Annotated in this window: 17 protein-coding genes, 1 tRNA gene and 1 pseudogene; 10 read left to right on the top strand and 9 right to left on the bottom strand. The window is 70.8% G+C overall.

What is annotated here, in order from left to right; translation table 11 throughout:
• A pseudogene (locus tag ON38_RS30950) lies at window positions 1-195 on the top strand (MerR family transcriptional regulator); the annotation flags it as partial.
• A 182-nt stretch (window positions 196-377) separates the two neighbouring features.
• A complete protein-coding gene (locus tag ON38_RS30945) occupies window positions 378-680 on the top strand; it encodes a hypothetical protein (protein WP_039828657.1) in 303 nt (100 codons plus the stop codon).
• A gap of 84 nt (window positions 681-764) precedes the next feature.
• Here the strand turns inward: ON38_RS30945 and ON38_RS30940 are convergent, their stop codons facing one another.
• The gene (locus tag ON38_RS30940) at window positions 765-1,454 is read right to left on the bottom strand and encodes a DUF3159 domain-containing protein (protein ID WP_039828655.1); all 690 of its coding nucleotides are present in this window, start codon (window positions 1,452-1,454) and stop codon (window positions 765-767) included.
• Window positions 1,455-1,780: 326 nt separating this feature from the next.
• Here ON38_RS30940 and mbp1 point away from each other — a divergent pair, with 326 nt between their 5' ends.
• The 4 genes from mbp1 (at window position 1,781) to ON38_RS36530 (ending at window position 3,961) form a co-directional block, all read left to right on the top strand.
• A complete protein-coding gene (gene mbp1, locus ON38_RS30935; protein WP_039828653.1) occupies window positions 1,781-2,023 on the top strand; it encodes a microaggregate-binding protein 1 in 243 nt (80 codons plus the stop codon).
• A 221-nt stretch (window positions 2,024-2,244) separates the two neighbouring features.
• Entirely contained in the window at window positions 2,245-2,937 is a 693-nt protein-coding gene (locus tag ON38_RS30930; RefSeq protein WP_039828651.1) for a PhzF family phenazine biosynthesis protein, read from the top strand.
• Between the two features lie 189 nt (window positions 2,938-3,126).
• Window positions 3,127-3,627, top strand: coding sequence for a metallophosphoesterase family protein (locus ON38_RS30925; RefSeq protein WP_039828692.1), 501 nt, complete (start codon window positions 3,127-3,129; stop codon window positions 3,625-3,627).
• Window positions 3,628-3,811: 184 nt separating this feature from the next.
• Complete coding sequence (locus ON38_RS36530; protein ID WP_157182017.1) at window positions 3,812-3,961, top strand: hypothetical protein; 150 nt, start codon at window positions 3,812-3,814, stop codon at window positions 3,959-3,961.
• Between the two features lie 38 nt (window positions 3,962-3,999).
• On the opposite strand, the gene ON38_RS30915 is transcribed toward ON38_RS36530, so the two are convergent.
• From ON38_RS30915 to ON38_RS30885, 7 genes are all read right to left on the bottom strand, one after another.
• Window positions 4,000-4,377, bottom strand: coding sequence for an alpha/beta hydrolase (locus tag ON38_RS30915; RefSeq protein WP_039828647.1), 378 nt, complete (start codon window positions 4,375-4,377; stop codon window positions 4,000-4,002).
• Window positions 4,344-5,189 carry a helix-turn-helix domain-containing protein gene (locus ON38_RS30910; protein WP_039828646.1) on the bottom strand — a complete coding sequence of 282 codons (846 nt, stop codon included), beginning with the start codon at window positions 5,187-5,189 and terminating at the stop codon, window positions 4,344-4,346. Before ON38_RS30910 ends, ON38_RS30915 begins: the two co-directional genes overlap by 34 nt.
• Window positions 5,190-5,350: 161 nt before the next feature.
• The gene (locus tag ON38_RS30905) at window positions 5,351-7,444 is read right to left on the bottom strand and encodes a xanthine dehydrogenase family protein molybdopterin-binding subunit (protein ID WP_039828644.1); all 2,094 of its coding nucleotides are present in this window, start codon (window positions 7,442-7,444) and stop codon (window positions 5,351-5,353) included.
• The gene (locus tag ON38_RS30900; protein ID WP_039828642.1) at window positions 7,441-8,436 is read right to left on the bottom strand and encodes an FAD binding domain-containing protein; all 996 of its coding nucleotides are present in this window, start codon (window positions 8,434-8,436) and stop codon (window positions 7,441-7,443) included. Before ON38_RS30900 ends, ON38_RS30905 begins: the two co-directional genes overlap by 4 nt.
• The gene (locus tag ON38_RS30895; RefSeq protein ID WP_039828641.1) at window positions 8,433-8,951 is read right to left on the bottom strand and encodes a 2Fe-2S iron-sulfur cluster-binding protein; all 519 of its coding nucleotides are present in this window, start codon (window positions 8,949-8,951) and stop codon (window positions 8,433-8,435) included. Before ON38_RS30895 ends, ON38_RS30900 begins: the two co-directional genes overlap by 4 nt.
• A 322-nt stretch (window positions 8,952-9,273) precedes the next feature.
• A complete protein-coding gene (locus ON38_RS30890; RefSeq protein ID WP_218000871.1) occupies window positions 9,274-9,894 on the bottom strand; it encodes a response regulator in 621 nt (206 codons plus the stop codon).
• A gap of 25 nt (window positions 9,895-9,919) precedes the next feature.
• Window positions 9,920-10,990 (bottom strand): sensor histidine kinase, encoded by a 1,071-nt coding sequence (locus ON38_RS30885; RefSeq protein ID WP_051165507.1) that lies wholly within the window; start codon window positions 10,988-10,990, stop codon window positions 9,920-9,922.
• Window positions 10,991-11,426: 436 nt separating this feature from the next.
• On the opposite strand from ON38_RS30885, the gene ON38_RS36525 reads away from it, so the two are divergent.
• From ON38_RS36525 to ON38_RS30870, 4 genes are all read left to right on the top strand, one after another.
• Window positions 11,427-11,585: a hypothetical protein gene (locus tag ON38_RS36525; protein WP_157182016.1), complete on the top strand. Its 159-nt coding sequence runs from the start codon at window positions 11,427-11,429 to the stop codon at window positions 11,583-11,585.
• Window positions 11,586-11,734: 149 nt separating this feature from the next.
• Entirely contained in the window at window positions 11,735-12,469 is a 735-nt protein-coding gene (locus ON38_RS30880) for a DUF7873 family protein (protein ID WP_039828638.1), read from the top strand.
• Between the two features lie 281 nt (window positions 12,470-12,750).
• Window positions 12,751-12,823, top strand: a tRNA-Glu gene (locus ON38_RS30875).
• A gap of 142 nt (window positions 12,824-12,965) precedes the next feature.
• Window positions 12,966-14,183 (top strand): styrene monooxygenase/indole monooxygenase family protein, encoded by a 1,218-nt coding sequence (locus ON38_RS30870; RefSeq protein ID WP_051165506.1) that lies wholly within the window; start codon window positions 12,966-12,968, stop codon window positions 14,181-14,183.
• Between the two features lie 52 nt (window positions 14,184-14,235).
• On the opposite strand, the gene ON38_RS30865 is transcribed toward ON38_RS30870, so the two are convergent.
• Complete coding sequence (locus ON38_RS30865) at window positions 14,236-15,507, bottom strand: cytochrome P450 family protein (RefSeq protein ID WP_039828636.1); 1,272 nt, start codon at window positions 15,505-15,507, stop codon at window positions 14,236-14,238.
• Window positions 15,508-15,600: the final 93 nt, after the last annotated feature.

Raw genomic sequence — 15,600 nt, 5'->3', positions numbered from 1 at the left:
GATGCCCTGGCCGCGGAACTCGCCGCGCACACCGCCGAGCCGGCGGTGCGGATACGCCTCACCCAGGCCCTCGCCGAGATGCCGGTACCTCTGGCGCTGGGCATACTGCGGGATCTGGCCGACGATCCCGATCGTGCCGTGGCACTTGTCGCGTCGGCACTCGCCGGGGTCCTCGAGGGGCATAACCCCGACTGATTGCCCTCCGGCGCGCGTTCCCGACCCGCCCGGCCGTCACGTCGAAACTCGTCCGGCCGGACACAACCGCAGTGTCTGCTCGGGCGTCGGCACTTCGATCACCCCCGGGTGGGGGTCGGGAGTGGAAAACAGATGCCGACCGGCACAGGTTTCCCTCCGGCCGGGCCGGGCAACCGGGGACCATGAATTCCGAGAACCGCACACCGGGAAACCCGTCCTCCGCCGCGGGCACGCCGCGGCCACCGCACACCCAGGTCGCGCCCGACGACCTCCGCCGGCTACTCGACGCGCAGGATCCGCAGGCCACCCTGGCTTTGGCAGGCGGTGAGGTGCGGGTCGAGACCGATCCCGACGTCGCCGCCCAGGGGCTGCCCGTCATCACCCGGGCCGCATTGATCGACCGGATCGGCGCGGACCCCGACGACAATGCCTTGACCGTGCAGGCCGCCGAACTCGAGACCGAGATCCGGCTGCTCGGCGCCTGAACAGCGCCGCGCGGCCCGCCGGCGTGCGCCGGCGGGCCGGTGTTCCCGCACTGCCGGAGGCGGGGTGCGCCCTGCGACCCGCCACTACTTCCCGAGATGCCTGGTGGTGCGACGGAACGCCCAGAGCACGACCAGCGCGGCGAGAACCGTGAGCGGCGTTCCCAGCGTGACCTTGGCGACGGCCAGCCAGGTCGTGGAGTCGGCGAGGTACAACCATTCCTTGACCACGAACCGGGTACCGAACACCGCCGCGGCGGCCAGGGTGGCGATATCGTGCGCACGTAGCACCGCCCGATCCGTACGCCACGCGCGCCGGCCGCCGTGCAGCACGTTCCAGATCACGCCGGTCAGCGGCCGGCGGGCCAGCACCGAGCCGAAGGTGACGACGAAGCCGGCCAGGGCCACCCAGATCCCGAGGACGAAGAAATCCTTCGCCGACCCGGTCCACGCGACGATCCCCACGGCGACCACCAGCCCCAGCAGGCCACCGGCAGCCGATGAGAGGCGCTCACCGCGCAGCACCCGGAACACGGTGAGTACCAGACCGACCGCGACGGAGACCCCGATCGTCGCCGGCAGACCCCAGGCCGCGTCGGCCGCCACGAACACCACAACCGGAATGGTCGAGTAGACGAACCCCATCGGCCCGCCCATCTGGTCGAGCAGCGTGGGCCGCGGCCCGGCGGCATCGGTCTCCGCGGCCGTGCCAGCGTTCGGTAGGGCGGCCGGCGGCGTGGGGTCGCCACCGGTCCGGTCCGTGCGCTGTTCCGTCATGGTTGTTCCGTCCTCCCGTATGGCTTTTCGCGCTCGGAACAAGGAAAAACCATGCCGCAGCGGCACACTCAACCCCTGAGCCGGAATCCCGCACCGGGTGTGGTTCGCGGCACAGCCGGTGCGCGCGGCCGCGCCCTCGAGGTCGCCTCCCGCCCCCTTCCGGGCGAGCGGCTCACCGTTCATGGGGCCGGAGCGGAGGCGCGCCGCCGCGTGTCCGGCCCGGCCTCGGCCACACCGGAACCTTGCTCGGCGATCCGGATTGAACCGGCGGATGCGGGGTACGCGCCCTGTGTCCACCCGAACACTCGACATCGGAGGTAGATATCGTGGCCGAGAATCGAACGGGCCCCCGGGAAGGACTGGAAGGCGCTGTCGAGGGCGTCAAGGGCAAGGCCAAGGAGGTCGCGGGCACCGTGACCGGGCACAACGATCTGCGCGACGAGGGCATCGCCCAGCAGGACAAGGCCGAATCGCAACGCGAGGTCGCGCAGAAGGAAGCCGAAGCCGAGAAGGCCCGCTCCGAGGCCGACCTGGAGGAAACGCGCCAGCGTTCGCATCAGGACCGTTGACCCGCGGACAACCGATCACCGCTCCATCGCGCCGTGCGGCGTGCGGCGTGCGAGCGGAGTTCCCGCCGTCGGCGGCCGCCCGGGTGACCCCCCTGGCGGCCGCCGACGGCGTGCCCGGTGGTGGATCCACCGCGGAGCCGGGCCGCAGGCCTCCGCCGCGAGGCGTGTCCGCGACGCCGGGGCTTCGCGGGCCGGTGGTCGTATTCGACTAGTCTGTCCTCGTGCGCGCGCCAGAGCAGGACAGTACACAGGTCGAGGTCGTCCGGGTCTTCACCGATCCCGCGGGCCGGTGGGGAAATCTCCTGGGTATCGCCCGCGCCGGCGATGTGGAAGGCGTCGACCACCAGGCGCTGGCCGCCCGGCTCGGTTACAGCGAAACGGTCGTGGTCGAGGCGCCGGCCGGTGAGATCGCCCGGCTACGCATCTACACCCCGGCTGTCGAACTCCCCTTCGCCGGCCACCCCACCGTCGGGACGGCCTGGTGGCTCGCCGATCAGGGCACACCGGTCGGCACGCTGGAGGTGCCCGCCGGTCCGGTGGCCGTCACCGCCGACGCCGGTCTCGTCTGGGTACGGGCCCGGCCGGAATGGGCCCCCGAATTCACCTTCCACGAATTCGACGACCCCGAATTCCTCGCCACCGTGGCACCCGCCGATTTCGACAGCGGCCATCACTACGTCTGGTCCTGGACCGACCCGGAGCGCAGTGCGGTCCGGGCCCGCATGTTCGCACCCGCCATGGGCATCCCCGAGGACGAGGCCACCGGGGCGGCCGCCATCGCCCTCACCGCCCGGCTCGAACGCGACCTCACCATCACCCAGGGGCAGGGTTCGCAACTGTTCACCCGGCACGACCCGGACGGCTGGGTGCATCTGGGCGGACGCGTGGTCTCCGATCATCCGGTCGTGCTCTAGCCGCGGGCGAACCGACGTCGATTCCAGAAGGTCGGTACCTGCCGGAACCCGCGAGACGGCGATCGGCGGCGCAGCCGGTCCCGCGCTGCCCGGCCGGGATACCCCCGCCCGGTGAATGGCAGCGGACCCGCCGGCGCCACTTCTGCCGGCGAACGCGACGAACCGGTGCCCGGGTGCTACACCGGACCCATGCGGTTGCTCATCATGTCCGATACGCATGTACCGAAGCGGGCCCGGGACCTGCCCGCGGTCCTCTGGGACGAGGTGGACGCGGCCGATGTCGTCGTGCACGCCGGTGACTGGGTGGAACCCGCGCTGCTGGACCGGCTCGAAGCACGCAGCAGACGTCTCATCGGCGTATACGGCAACAACGACGGCCCGGAGCTGCGCGCCCGGCTGCCCGAGATCGCTCGCGCGGACCTCGCCGGACTGCGCCTGGCCGTGGTGCACGAGACCGGGCCCGCGAAAGGCCGTGACCGCCGCTGCGCCGCGGCCTTCCCGGACACCGATGTGCTGGTCTTCGGCCACAGCCACATCCCCTGGGACAGTGTCACCGACACCGGCCTGCGCCTGCTCAACCCGGGTTCGCCGACCGATCGCCGACGGCAGCCCGAGCACACCTACCTGACCGTCCGTATCCACTCCGGCGAGTTGAGCGAGGTGACGCTACACGCCGTGCCCCGCCCCTGAGTCCGGTCCGCCGTCCGGCGAGACGTCCTTCCGCCCGGCCTCATCGAGTTGCCGGTCGGACCGCTCGAGTATGTTGCGGGCATGTCGATCGACCCGGCGGATCCCGCCCACGGAGTTGCCCTCACCGACCGGGTCCTGACGCGAATCCGCCGCGATCCGGGCGCTTCCGCGCTCCTCTACGCCGATGTCCCGTGGGTGGTCGGCGAGCGAACGCGAATTCACCGGGTACACCGTGCTCTCCGGCGATCCGGTCTACGGGCCCCGGATGCGCGAACACGCCGAGCTCCGCTTCGCCGGCCGACTGTGCGATGAGTTCCCCTTCGCCCACTCCTGATCAGCGTCGGTTCCAGGCGCCCGGGCGAAATCCGGTGGTCACCGGTTTCGCGCCGGCGCCGGCCGGGTGGAGGGCTCCGGGGTCCCCGCCAGGCGCGCGCGGAGAAAATCGGTGATCTGCCGTCGCGCGGCCGCGGCCTGTGGCACCACACCCGGCAATGTGACGAACGCGTGCGGTGCCCCGGGGTGTTCGGCGATATCGGCGGGAGTCCCGGATTCGCGCAACCGCTGCGCGTACCGGCGTCCGTGGTCGGCCAGCGAGTCCAGGGTCGGTACGACCACGAGGGCGGGGGCGAGCCCAGCGAGGCCGGCGGCGTGTATCGGCGATACCGCGGCGTTTCCCGTGCCGTCGGACGAGGACGAGCACCTCGGCGGGCAGTTCCTCAGCGCCCGGCCGCGTACGCCGGCGCCGGCCATGCCACGGGATCGATCGAGAGCCACGGTGCGGTCGCCAGAGCCGTGGGTGTGAGCCCGGTGAAGGCGGCGGCTTCCCGGTGGAGGTGGGATTGGTCGGCATACCCGCCCTCCGCGGATACCAGAGCGGCACTGTGCCCTCGGGAGAGGCGATGCGCCGCCCGGTCGAAACGGACCAGCTGCGCGGCCCGCTTCGGTGTCGTCCCGAGTTGAGCGCGGAACCGCGACCACAACCGCTTACGACTCCACCCCACCTCGTCCGCCACCCGCTCGACCCGGACGCGCCCGCCGCCGGCCACGATTCGCCGCCAGGCGTGCACGATCTCCGGGTCGGCCGCTCGACTCGCCTCCTGCCGGACGCCGAGGACAGTCTCCACGAGCGCGAACCTCTCGTCCCAGGAGGGCGCGGCGCGCAGCCGGTCGCGAAGGCGCGCCACATCCCGGCCCCAGAGTTCCTGCAGGCCGATCACCGGCGCATCCGGACCCGGCGGGGCTCCCAGAACCGCGTGGGCGACCACCGGCGACAACCGCACCTGGAGAAGGTCGACCTCGCGTCCGCCGCCGCGCACACCGACGGAGCCGAGCCCGACCACCCAGCTGCCCTGGGCGCGGGTGCCGCGGAGCTCGTCGACGAATGCGACATCCCCGAAGTCGAGGAAAACGGTCGAGGCCGGATAGGGAACGACCGGCAGTTCCGCCGGTTCCGTCACGCGACCGCGGAAACCCGCCATGGCGACCCCCGCCACCCGCAGCGGCCGGCACGGCACCGCGATATCCATGGCCTCCCCGGCGAAGCGAACCGACTCTACGGGCATACCCCATGGTACGGCCGTCGAAAGCGGCGGCCGAGCCGCGCTACGGCCACGCCCGCAGGACATTTCGGCCGGGCGGCGGCGGCTGATCCACCGGCGGGCGGGCGCGGGCAGTTGTGCGTGACCGTACCGGGTGAACCGCGGCCGCCAGGTGGACGGATCGCTCAGCCCAGCACGGCGTCGGCGGTGATCGGCAGCGTCCGCACCCGTATCCCCGTCGCGTGGTGGACCGCGTTGGCCACCGCGGCGGCGGCCCCGACGATTCCGATCTCCCCGGCACCCCGGGCACCCATCGGATTGGCGTGCTCGTCCACCTCGTCCAGCCAGATCGCGTCCACATCCTGGACATCGGCGTGTGCGCTGATGTGATAGGACGCCAGATCCTGGGTGACGATATGACCGAATCGATGGTCGCGCACGCTCTCTTCGTGCAGGGCACCGGAGATCCCCATCGTCATACCGCCGATCAGCTGGGAGCGCAGCGTCCGCGGATTGACGGCCCGGCCGACCGAGAACACCCCCAGCATCCGCGGTATCCGGATCTCACCGGTGTAGGAGTGCACCCGCGCCTCGACGAACTGCGCGCCGAACGAGTGCAGCGCGTACTTCTCGGCATCGGGATTCTCGGGCGCCTGTGCGGTGGTGTGTGCCCCGGCCGCCGGGTTCCCGCCGTGGTCGTGCCGGAACTCGCGGGCCGCGGCCACTATCGCCGAACCCCACGAGCTGATCCCGGTGGAGCCGCCCGCAACACTGGCTTCCGGCAGGTCGGTATCGCCGATCCGCAAGCGCACCCGGTCCGGGTCGACCTCGAGCGCGTCGGCCGCGATCTGGGTCAACGCCGTCCAGGTGCCGGTTCCGATATCGGCGGCTCCGATGCCGACGATATAGCGACCGCCGGGATCGTATTCGATCCGCGCGCTGTTGCCCGGCATCGAGCCCCCCGGATAGGTCGCGGCCGCGACCCCGGTGCCGACCAGCCAATCCCCCGCACGGTGGGCGCGTGGCGCCGGGTCGCGGCGCGCCCAGCCGAACCGTTCGGCTCCGGTGCGCAGGCATTCGGTGAGACGCCGCCCGGACCAGGGTTTGCCGGTCTCCGGGTCGGCGTCGGGTTCGTTGCGGATACGCAGTTCGATCGGATCGATACCGCAGGCCAAGGCGAGTTCGTCCATCGCCGACTCGGCGGCGTACATTCCGGGGCATTCGCCGGGGGCGCGCATCCAGAACGGCACCGGGACATCCAGTGGCGACAGCCGATGGGAGGTCCGCCGGTTGGGGGTGGCATACATCATGCGCGAGGCGACCGCTGTCTGCTCGGCGAATTCCTTGACCCGCGAGGTCGTCTCGAACACCTCATGGGTGAGCGCGGTCAGGGTGCCGTCGGGCTGCGCGCCCAGCTCGATCCGCTGGACGGTCGGGGTCCGGTAGCCGACGAGCGAGAACATCTGCTGCCGGGTGACCGCGAATTTCACCGGCCGGCCGGGTGTGCGCCGGGCCGCCATCAGCGCGAGCACATTATGGGCGTGCGGCGCGCCCTTGGCGCCGAACCCGCCTCCGACATGGGGTGCGACGACCCGGAGCTGTGCGGGCTCGAGCCCGAACAGCGGCGCCAGCGTGGTACGGACCGCGTGCACCCCCTGGGTCGAATCGTAGAGCGTCACCTGCGTGCGGTCCCCGGACTCGTCCCACACCGCGATGCACGCGTGCGGTTCCATCGGATTGTTGTGCTCGGCGGGTGTGCGGTAGGTCCGGTCGATGCGGACCGCCGCCCCGGCCAGCGCCCCGTCGACGTCACCATCGTCGGTGTCGGTCGGAAAGGACGGATTGACCTGGTCGGGTGCGTAACGGCCGGGATCGTCGGTACGCAGCTCGGTATGGTGTGGTTCGGTTCGGTAGTCGACGCGCACGAGATCCACGGCCTGCCGGGCGGTTTCGGCGTTCTCGGCGATTACCGCGCCGATGAGCTGGCCGCGGAAATGGACCCGGTCGTCCTGCAGGATGCTCAGCTCGCCGTCGGAGGTGTCGGCGAGTGCGGGCGCGTCGAACACCGTCAGCACCGCCACCACGCCCGGGAGCCGGGCGGCGCGGCCGGTGTCCATGACACGCACCGTCCCGCGGGCGATGGTGGACTGTACCGGGTGCAGGTAGAGCGGATCGCCCACATCGTGCTCGAAGGCGTAGCGGGCGGTACCGGTGACCTTCGCGTACCCGTCGAGCCGGGCGAGCGGCGCCCCCATCGAGGCAGCCGGGATGGACGTCATCGCTGTGCCTTTCCGGTGAGGTCGCGCAGTGTGGACACGATTGTGCGCCGGGCCAGTTCGACCTTGAACTCGTTACCTTCCAGCGGCCGGGCCGCGGCGAGTTCGGCCCGGGCCGCCCGCTCGAAGGTCTCGACGGTAGCCGGAGCACCGGCCAGTTCGGCTTCGGCGAGGCGGGCGCGCCAGGGCCGGTGCGCGACACCACCGAGCGCCACCCGCGCCGAACGGAGAGCACCGTCGGTGCCGATGGCGAGTTCGGCGGCGACGGAGACGAGCGCGAAGGCATAGGAGGCGCGGTCACGCACCTTGCGATAGTCGGCGACCACCCCGCCGGGCGGCGCCGGAAGTTCGATCCCGGTGATGAGCTGCCCGTGGCGAAGCACAGTGTCGCGTTCGGGGCTGTCGCCGGGCAGGCGATAGAAATCGGTGACCGGGACGCGCTGCACACCGTGGACGTCCTCGACCACGACGCGGGCGTCCAGCGCGGTGAGAGCCACCGCCATATCCGAGGGGTGCACCGCCACGCACTGGTCGGAAGCGCCCAGCACCGCGTGATAGCGCACGTACCCACCCAGCGCCGAACAGCCGCTGCCGGGCTCCCGTTTGTTGCAGGGTGTCGTCACATCCTGGAAGTACACGCACCGGGTGCGCTGCAACAGGTTCCCGCCGGTGGTGGCCAGATTACGCAGCTGGCCCGAAGCACCGGAGAGCAGAGCCCGCGACAGGGCCGGATAGCGCAGCCGGACCAGCGGATGCGCCGCCAGATCGCTGTTGCGGACGGCCGCACCCACCCGCAGCCCGCCGTCCGCGGTCTCGTCGATCTCGCCCAGCGGCAGCCTGCTGACATCGACGAGCAGGTCGGGGGCGGCCACCCCCAGCTTCATATGGTCGACGAGGTTGGTGCCCCCGGCCAGGAACGCCGCCCCGGGGCGTCCGGCCACCGCGGTCACCGCGTCCCGGGTACTGTCCGCACGCCGATACTCGAACGGGATCACCGCGCGGCCTGCCGGATCGCCGCCACGATATTCGGATACGCGGCGCAACGGCACAGGTTGCCGCTCATCCGCTCCCGGATCTCGGCATCGGACAATTCGGCTTCGCCGGCCAGGTCCTCGGTGACGAAGCTCGGGTTGCCCGCCTTCACCTCCTCCAGCATCCCCACCGCGGAGCAGATCTGGCCCGGCGTGCAGTAGCCGCACTGGAACCCGTCCTGGTCGAGGAAGGCCTGCTGGACGGTGTGCAGGTGGTCGCCGTCGGCCAGGCCGGCGGCGGTGATTATCCGCGCCCCGTCGTGGGCGGCGGCGAAGGTGAGGCAGGTGGTGGCGCGCCGGCCGTCGAGCAGCACCGTGCACGAACCGCACTGTCCGTGGTCACACCCTTTCTTCGGGGCGGTGACGCCGAGCCGCTCGCGCAACGCGTCGAGCAGCGTGACGCGGTGGTCGACACGCAGCGTCCGCTGCCGTCCGTCCACTTCGAGGGCTATTTCGCTGTGCGTACCGGCAGCGTCCATGGGCGGCGGTTAACCCGGACGCCGCGACTCAAACCCGGACCCGTGCGACCGGCACAGCGGTGCCGGTGCCACGGTGGACGGTCGATCGAGACGGCGCCGTCGTGCCCGGGTGCCGCCGCGGCACCGGGCCGCGATCTCGGCGGCGATGCCGCCATTGCCTCCGGGGACTCCGCCGCGAGGTCCAGGCCGATCGGTGGCGGCCGGACCACTCCGGCGCCGGTGACTCCGGTGGCGTGCCGCCGCGGCACCCGGGCGGTGGGAGTACACCTGCTGCCGAGCGTGTCGGCTCGTGACCGATCCGCCACCGTGCGGCGCGCTCCGGCTACAAGTGGATGATTCCCCGGCCCAGCGCGGTCGTCACCGCCGCGGTGCGGTCGGAGACACCGAGTTTCTTGAAGGTACGCAGCAGATGGGTCTTCACCGTCGCTTCGGCGATATAGAGCCGAGCGGCGATCTCGGGATTGCTGTACCCGCGGGCGACCAGCTCCAGCACATCACGTTCGCGGGTGGACAGTCGCGGTTCCGCCGGTGCCGAGCGCGCCTCGCGCAGCTTCGGCGCCAACGAGGGGGTCAGGACCGTCTCACCGCGGGCGGCGGCGTGCACGGCGGCAATGAGCTCGGTGCGGGAACTGCCCTTGAGCAGGTAGCCGACGGCGCCCGCCTCGATGCAGCGGAGAATATCGGCGGCGTCGTCGTAAGTGGTGAGTATGACGATCCGCGGCGCACCGTCCCGTTCCCGGATCCGTCGTGTGGTCTCGGCGCCGTCGATACCGCCCATACGCATATCCAGCAAAACCAGATCGGGCCGCAGCGTCGCGCACCGGAGGAGCGCTTCCTCGCCGGAGCCGGCTTCACCGACCACCTCGATATCCTCGCCGGTATCGAGCACGGCGGCCATACCGGCACGGACGACGGGGTGATCGTCGGCGATCAGTACGCGCACGGTCAACGGATCTCCTCGGCTCTGGTCATGGGGTGAACGGGACGGTGACCCGCACGGTGGTTCCCTGTTCCGGCGCGCTGCGGATATCGAACCGGCCACCGATCGCCCTGACCCGGGTGCGCGCCCCGGCCACACCGTGACCGCTACCCGGTCCGGCGAGGTCGGCGCGGCCGGCCCGGGTGGTGTCGAAACCGGGGCCGTCATCGGTGATCTCGGCGGTCAGGTGGTCGTCGCCGTAGTCCAGGACGAGGGTGACGGTGCGGGCCGCGGGTGCGTGCTTGGCGATATTGGTCAGCGATTCCTGAACGGCACGCAGCACCACGACCGCGGCCCGGGTGGCCACGGGCACTTCCGTGCCCTGCACCGAGCAATCGACCGCGCGCCCGTAGCGGTCGGCGTGGGCCCGGGCCTCGCGGGCCACCGCCGCCACGAGGGAGTGGCGAGCCAGCACCGGCGGAGTACGGTCGGCGACGAATGCGCGCGCCTCGGCGAGGCTTTCGTCGGCGGCACGGCGCGCGAGGTCCAGATGGCTCCGGGCGCGGTCCGGGGACCGTTCGAGATCGGCGGCGGCGGCCTGTACCAGGGCGGAGATACTGGTGAGGCTCTGGGCCAGGGTGTCGTGGATCTCGCGGGCGAGTCGATCGCGTTCGGCCGCGACGCCCGATTCGTGGGACAGGCGCGCCAGTTCGCCGCGGCTGTGCCGTAGCTCGTCGATCATCTCGGCCCGTTGGCGGGATTGGCCGATGACCCGGGAGACGAACAGGCCGAGAACGGTGGCGAGCGCGGCGCCCAGCACCAGGTAGGGCAGCCGGCCGAGCACCTGCCGGTCGATGTGGTGCGCCCGCAGCATCGCGCAGACGAGCGGCCACAGATGGGCCAGCAGGACCGCGACGGAACCGGCGGGGAGCGGAAGCGACATGACCAGCAACGGAGCGACCGCGAACAGCGCGAATGTCGCCGCCGGGTCGGCCAGGACCGCGGCCGCGAAACCCAGGAGCAGCCCGGCGGCGAACAGAGCTCCGCGGGCGTGGTCCTCCGCCAGCACGGCCGGTCGGCCCAGCGCGGCGTACCAGGGGACGAGCGCGACGAGCAGCACGACCGCGAGCGTGCGAGCACCGGGGGGGCGCGCCGGTACCGGTGACCAGGAAGACCGATGCGACGACCAGAGCGACGGCGAGATAGCCGTCCCACAGGCCGAACCAGCGGGTGCGGACCTCGCCGCCCTCCTCCGGCGGCCCGGCCGATCGCTGCGCGGTATCCACCTGTTCAGTCCTATCAGACGCCCCGCGCCGTTCCTGTCCACCGACCGGCCGACATCGCCGCGGCCCGGCGCGGAGCCGGTCCATGTGTCTCTACGCGACCGATCTGCTCCCGCCTACCGCCGTTCGCGCACTGCGGAAGTGGCCACCGTCACCCCGATCCGCGGACTCTCACACGTTTCGCCGCGCGGTCGTGGGTATGTCCGGGCAGGGCGGTGACGCAGTGCGGCGCACCGGCTCGGCAGTTCCCCGTCGCGCGCTCCAGGAGGGCCTGTGTCTTCGTTCCTCTCGTTCCTTTCGCTGATGCTCATCCTGCCGGGCCTGGCGGCCGCTGCCGCGTATGTGGCGGTGGCGGTGAGTATGTGGCTGGAAAGCCGCCAGGAGGCCGGTGATCCCGCAACCGCGCCGCAGCGGGCCCCCGGCCGGGTCTGACGACTCCCGCGCCGGGCGGCAGTGACGCGGCCGGGACCGTGGTGTGGTGTCGCACCGTTTCCGGCGCCGAATAATCGGTGGCATGCTCCGGTCTTGCTCGGTTACGGTTTTCCCCGGTCGCGACGAGGTGGCCGGAGGAGGGAAAAGCATTGTCCACCAAGCTGAATCAGCTCATCGCCATCGAGAAGGGCGCGAAGTCGCAGGCGAACGCGGATGTGACCGCCGCCTATCAGCGAGTGGGCAAAGCCGATCTGCTGGCCGGTATCTCCCGCACCTACCGTCCACTCGACGATATGGGTGAGGAGCTGCCCGCGGAGTCCAAGCGGGTGCAGGTGCGCGCGCGCGACGTGATCGCCGATATGAAGAGCACGCTCACCCGGTTGTTCGATGTGACCGCTACGAAGGATACGGCGAACTGCTCGGCGAAGGCCGATGTGACCGTCGACGGTGTCACCGTCGCCCGCGACCTGCCGGTCACCTACCTGCTCTTCCTGGAGAAGCAGCTCAGCGAGTTGAAGAAGTTCGTCGCCAAGCTGCCCACGCTGGATCCGGCGGAGTCGTGGTCCTTCGACGAGGTCAGCGATTGCTACGCCACCCAGCCGTCGCAGACGGTGCGGACCAAGAAGGTGCCGCGCAACCACGTGCTGGCCCCCGCCACCGACAAGCACCCGGCACAGGTGGAGGTGTACCACGAGGATGTGGTGGTCGGCCGGTGGACCACCACGAAGTTCTCCGGCGCGCTGCCGGCGAAGGAGGTCGGTGATATCGAGGAGCGGCTGGGCAAGTTGCTCGACGCGGTGCGCGTGGCCCGGGAGACGGCGAACGCGACACCGGTGACCGATGTCGAGCCCGGCCGGGCCATCCTCGGCTACCTGTTCGGTTAGCCGGACACACAGACTCCCCCTGCGGGGGGATGGAGCGCAATCTGAAACTGAAGTTCACGTTCATACCGGGCGGGTGCTGCCAGGGCCCGCCGACAAGTTCAGCTTCTTGCTCCAAGCTCAACAATTCCATCGATCGCTCGACGGGCGGATGTGCTGCGATGCACCCCCGAGATCCGGGTTCGATTCCCGGTGGCGGCTCTCCCTGCCGCTGTGGCGTAAAGGAAACGCGCGGGGTTACTCACGATGAACCACACCCGCGTATTCGGCGATCACAGGTGGGACGAACGATAGCTCATTCGGTAGAGCATCGGACTCTCATTCCGACGGTAGTGGGTTCGAATCCCACTCGTTTTCCAGGAGGGGCCGGGAAGGGTATTCCCGGCCTCTCCGCCTGTCCGGATGTTTTCGCGCAGCCGGTACCGATGTGCCACTCCCACCTATTCGCCGAGGATCGTCTGGTCGGATCGGCCGAACATGTCAGACGAAAGGGCGCGTGATGGGACATATCCGGATCCTGGGAGCGGGCGAATGCGGACTCCCGTTGGCGCATCGGTTGTTACGCGCAGGTCGCCCGGTCACACTGGTCGCCGCGCGGGAGGCGGCCGCGGTGCTGAACGGCACGGTGACCAGTACCCAGGTCAAGTTTCCGGCGACACTGGATCTGGAAACCGCCGCCGGACTGGGACATTGGCGTTCCATGGCGCCCGAGATCCAGGGCATCCGGCTGGCCGCGGTGCTGGACGGCCGGCGGATACTGGGCTGGACCGGCCGGTTCTCCCGGCCGGCGCAGAGCGTCGATCAGCGCACCGTGTTCGCGCGCTGGCTCACCGACTACATCGACGCCGGCGGGGATCTGGAGATCGGCGATCCGCCGGTGGCCGAAGTCGATCGCCGCGCGGCCGAGTACGACCTGACCGTGGTCACCCGGGCCTCCGGTGAGCTGGCCGCGTGCTTCCCCGCCGATCCCGCCTGGCCCGCCGCCGACCGCCCCGCCCGGCAACTCGCCGTGCTCTACCTCGACGGTGCGATACCGGACCCGGACGACCTCGGGATCTACGTATCGCTTCCCGGCCTGGGAGAGGTGATCTCCTACCCCGGTCTCACCGGCGCGCCGGGCGAGGAGCGGCGGTGCGAGATGCTGCTGATCGAGGCCCGCCCCGGCGGCCCGCTCGATGTCTTCGACCCGCACGACTCGTCGTCCGAGCAGTTGCGCCGGACCCTTCGCCTGCTCGACACCTATCTACCCGCCGACCTCGCGGATCGCTACCGCGCGGCCGAATTGACCGATGCCCGCGCGGCGCTGACGGGCGCCGTGAAACCGGCGGTGCGGCTGCCGGTGGGCACACTGCCCTCCGGCCGGCCGGTACTCGGCGGCGGTGATGTGGTGTGCCGGATGGACCCCGGCGGCGCCCAGGGCGCCAACAATGCCGCCCATTGCGCGGAAATCTACGCCGCGGCGATCCTGGCCCGGCCGGACGGGCCGTTCGACCGGTCGTGGATGTTTTCGGCCGCGACGCCCTGGCTCACCGGCACCGCGCATCACGCCGCGCGGTGGACCGCGGCGGTGCTCGACCCGCCGGCGGGGATGCAGCAGCTCATGCAGTCCGCGCAGCACGATCCCGCGCTGGCGAACGCCTTCGCCGACACCTTCGCCCGGCCGGCCGATATGGTCCGCTTCGCCGCTCCGAACGCGGGCACCGCACCCCAGGGGTGATCATGCCGACGCCGGTGTCTCCCGGTCGTGCCTGCCCGGGTCTACTCCGGCCTCAGGGCAGGACCTGCTGGGGGCACGGAGGGAATTGCACCGGGAGATCGGCCAGCGCCCGGTGGAACGGCCCGGGCCGACGCGTGAGCCGGTCCGCCGGGACACCCAGCCGCAGATCCGGCAGGGCGTCCAGCAATTGATCGATGGCGCCCTGCGCGATCAGGTACGCGGCGGACCGGGCCGGACAGGAATGTGGGCCCGCGCCCCAGGCCAGGTGGGACCGGTTGCCGGTGTGGTCGCCGGTGCTGATGGCGGGGTCGTTGTTGCACCCGGCCAGGCTGATCACCACAGGCTGGTTCGCGGGCAGCCAGACGTCGTCGATGAGAATCGGCTGCCGCGGATAGGTGACACTGAAATTCGCCATGGGCGGATCCTCGAACAACACTTCGTCCAACGCGTCCCGGGTGGACAGCGCGCCGCCGAGAAGGCTTCCGGCGAAGCGCTCGTCGGTGAGGATCAGCAGCAGGGTGTTGATGATGAGATTCTGCAGCGGCTCGATTCCGGCGCCGTAGAGGACGACGATCTGATGGATGAGTTCGGCTTCGTCGAGGTTCGCGGGGTGGGCGAGCACCCGCGAGGTGATGTCGTCACCGGGCTCGGCCCGTTTCAACTCGACCAGTTCGAGCACCGCGGCGCTGAGCATCTGGTTACCGCGTTCGGCGTCCACACCGTCGAACACCGTCTGCGTGGCTTCGGCGACCTTCCTGCCGATTTCGGGCGGACACCCCAGCATCGCGTTGATCGCCTCGAATGCCAGCGGAAACGCGTACTGGGTGACGAGGTCGGCGATTCCGGTCTCACAGAAGGCATTGATCAACGGGACGGCGATCCGCGCGACGACGCCGTGCAAGGCATGCAGATCGACGCCGTCGATACCGGCGGTGTTGACCCCGCGGTAGCGCGCGTGCTCGGCGCCCGCGCTGCGGATCGCGCTCGGCCGCCATTCCAGTACGGGCAGCACCGGGCAATCGGCGGGGATATCGCGCTGCCAGGCGCGCGGGTCGGCGGGGAAGCGTTCCGGGTCGTTGAGAATGCGCAGGGCGGCGCGATAGCCGACCACCAGTGTGGCGGGCACACCGGGTGCCAGTTCCACGGGCACCAGCGCACCGTACCGGTCGCGCATGCGCCGGTAGGCGGCGTGCGGATCGGCCGCGAACTCGGCGGAGTGCAGCGGTACGCGGGGCTCGTCGCGACCGGCGGGTGAAGGGTGATGGCCGGTGAGGGCCGAGGGTGTGGGCAAAGTGGACGACTCCAGCGACTGGACGGTGCTCATCGGTGCAGGGCTGTGCCCGCGACCGCGGGGGCTGTCGCACGGTCGTCGGCGGTCCAAGGATGGTCCAGTAGGTAGATCGACGACATCGGTAGG

Source organism: Nocardia testacea NBRC 100365 (assembly GCF_000308775.1).
GTDB classification, from domain to species: Bacteria; Actinomycetota; Actinomycetes; order Mycobacteriales; family Mycobacteriaceae; genus Nocardia; species Nocardia testacea.
This window is presented reverse-complemented; position numbering and strand designations above follow the sequence as displayed.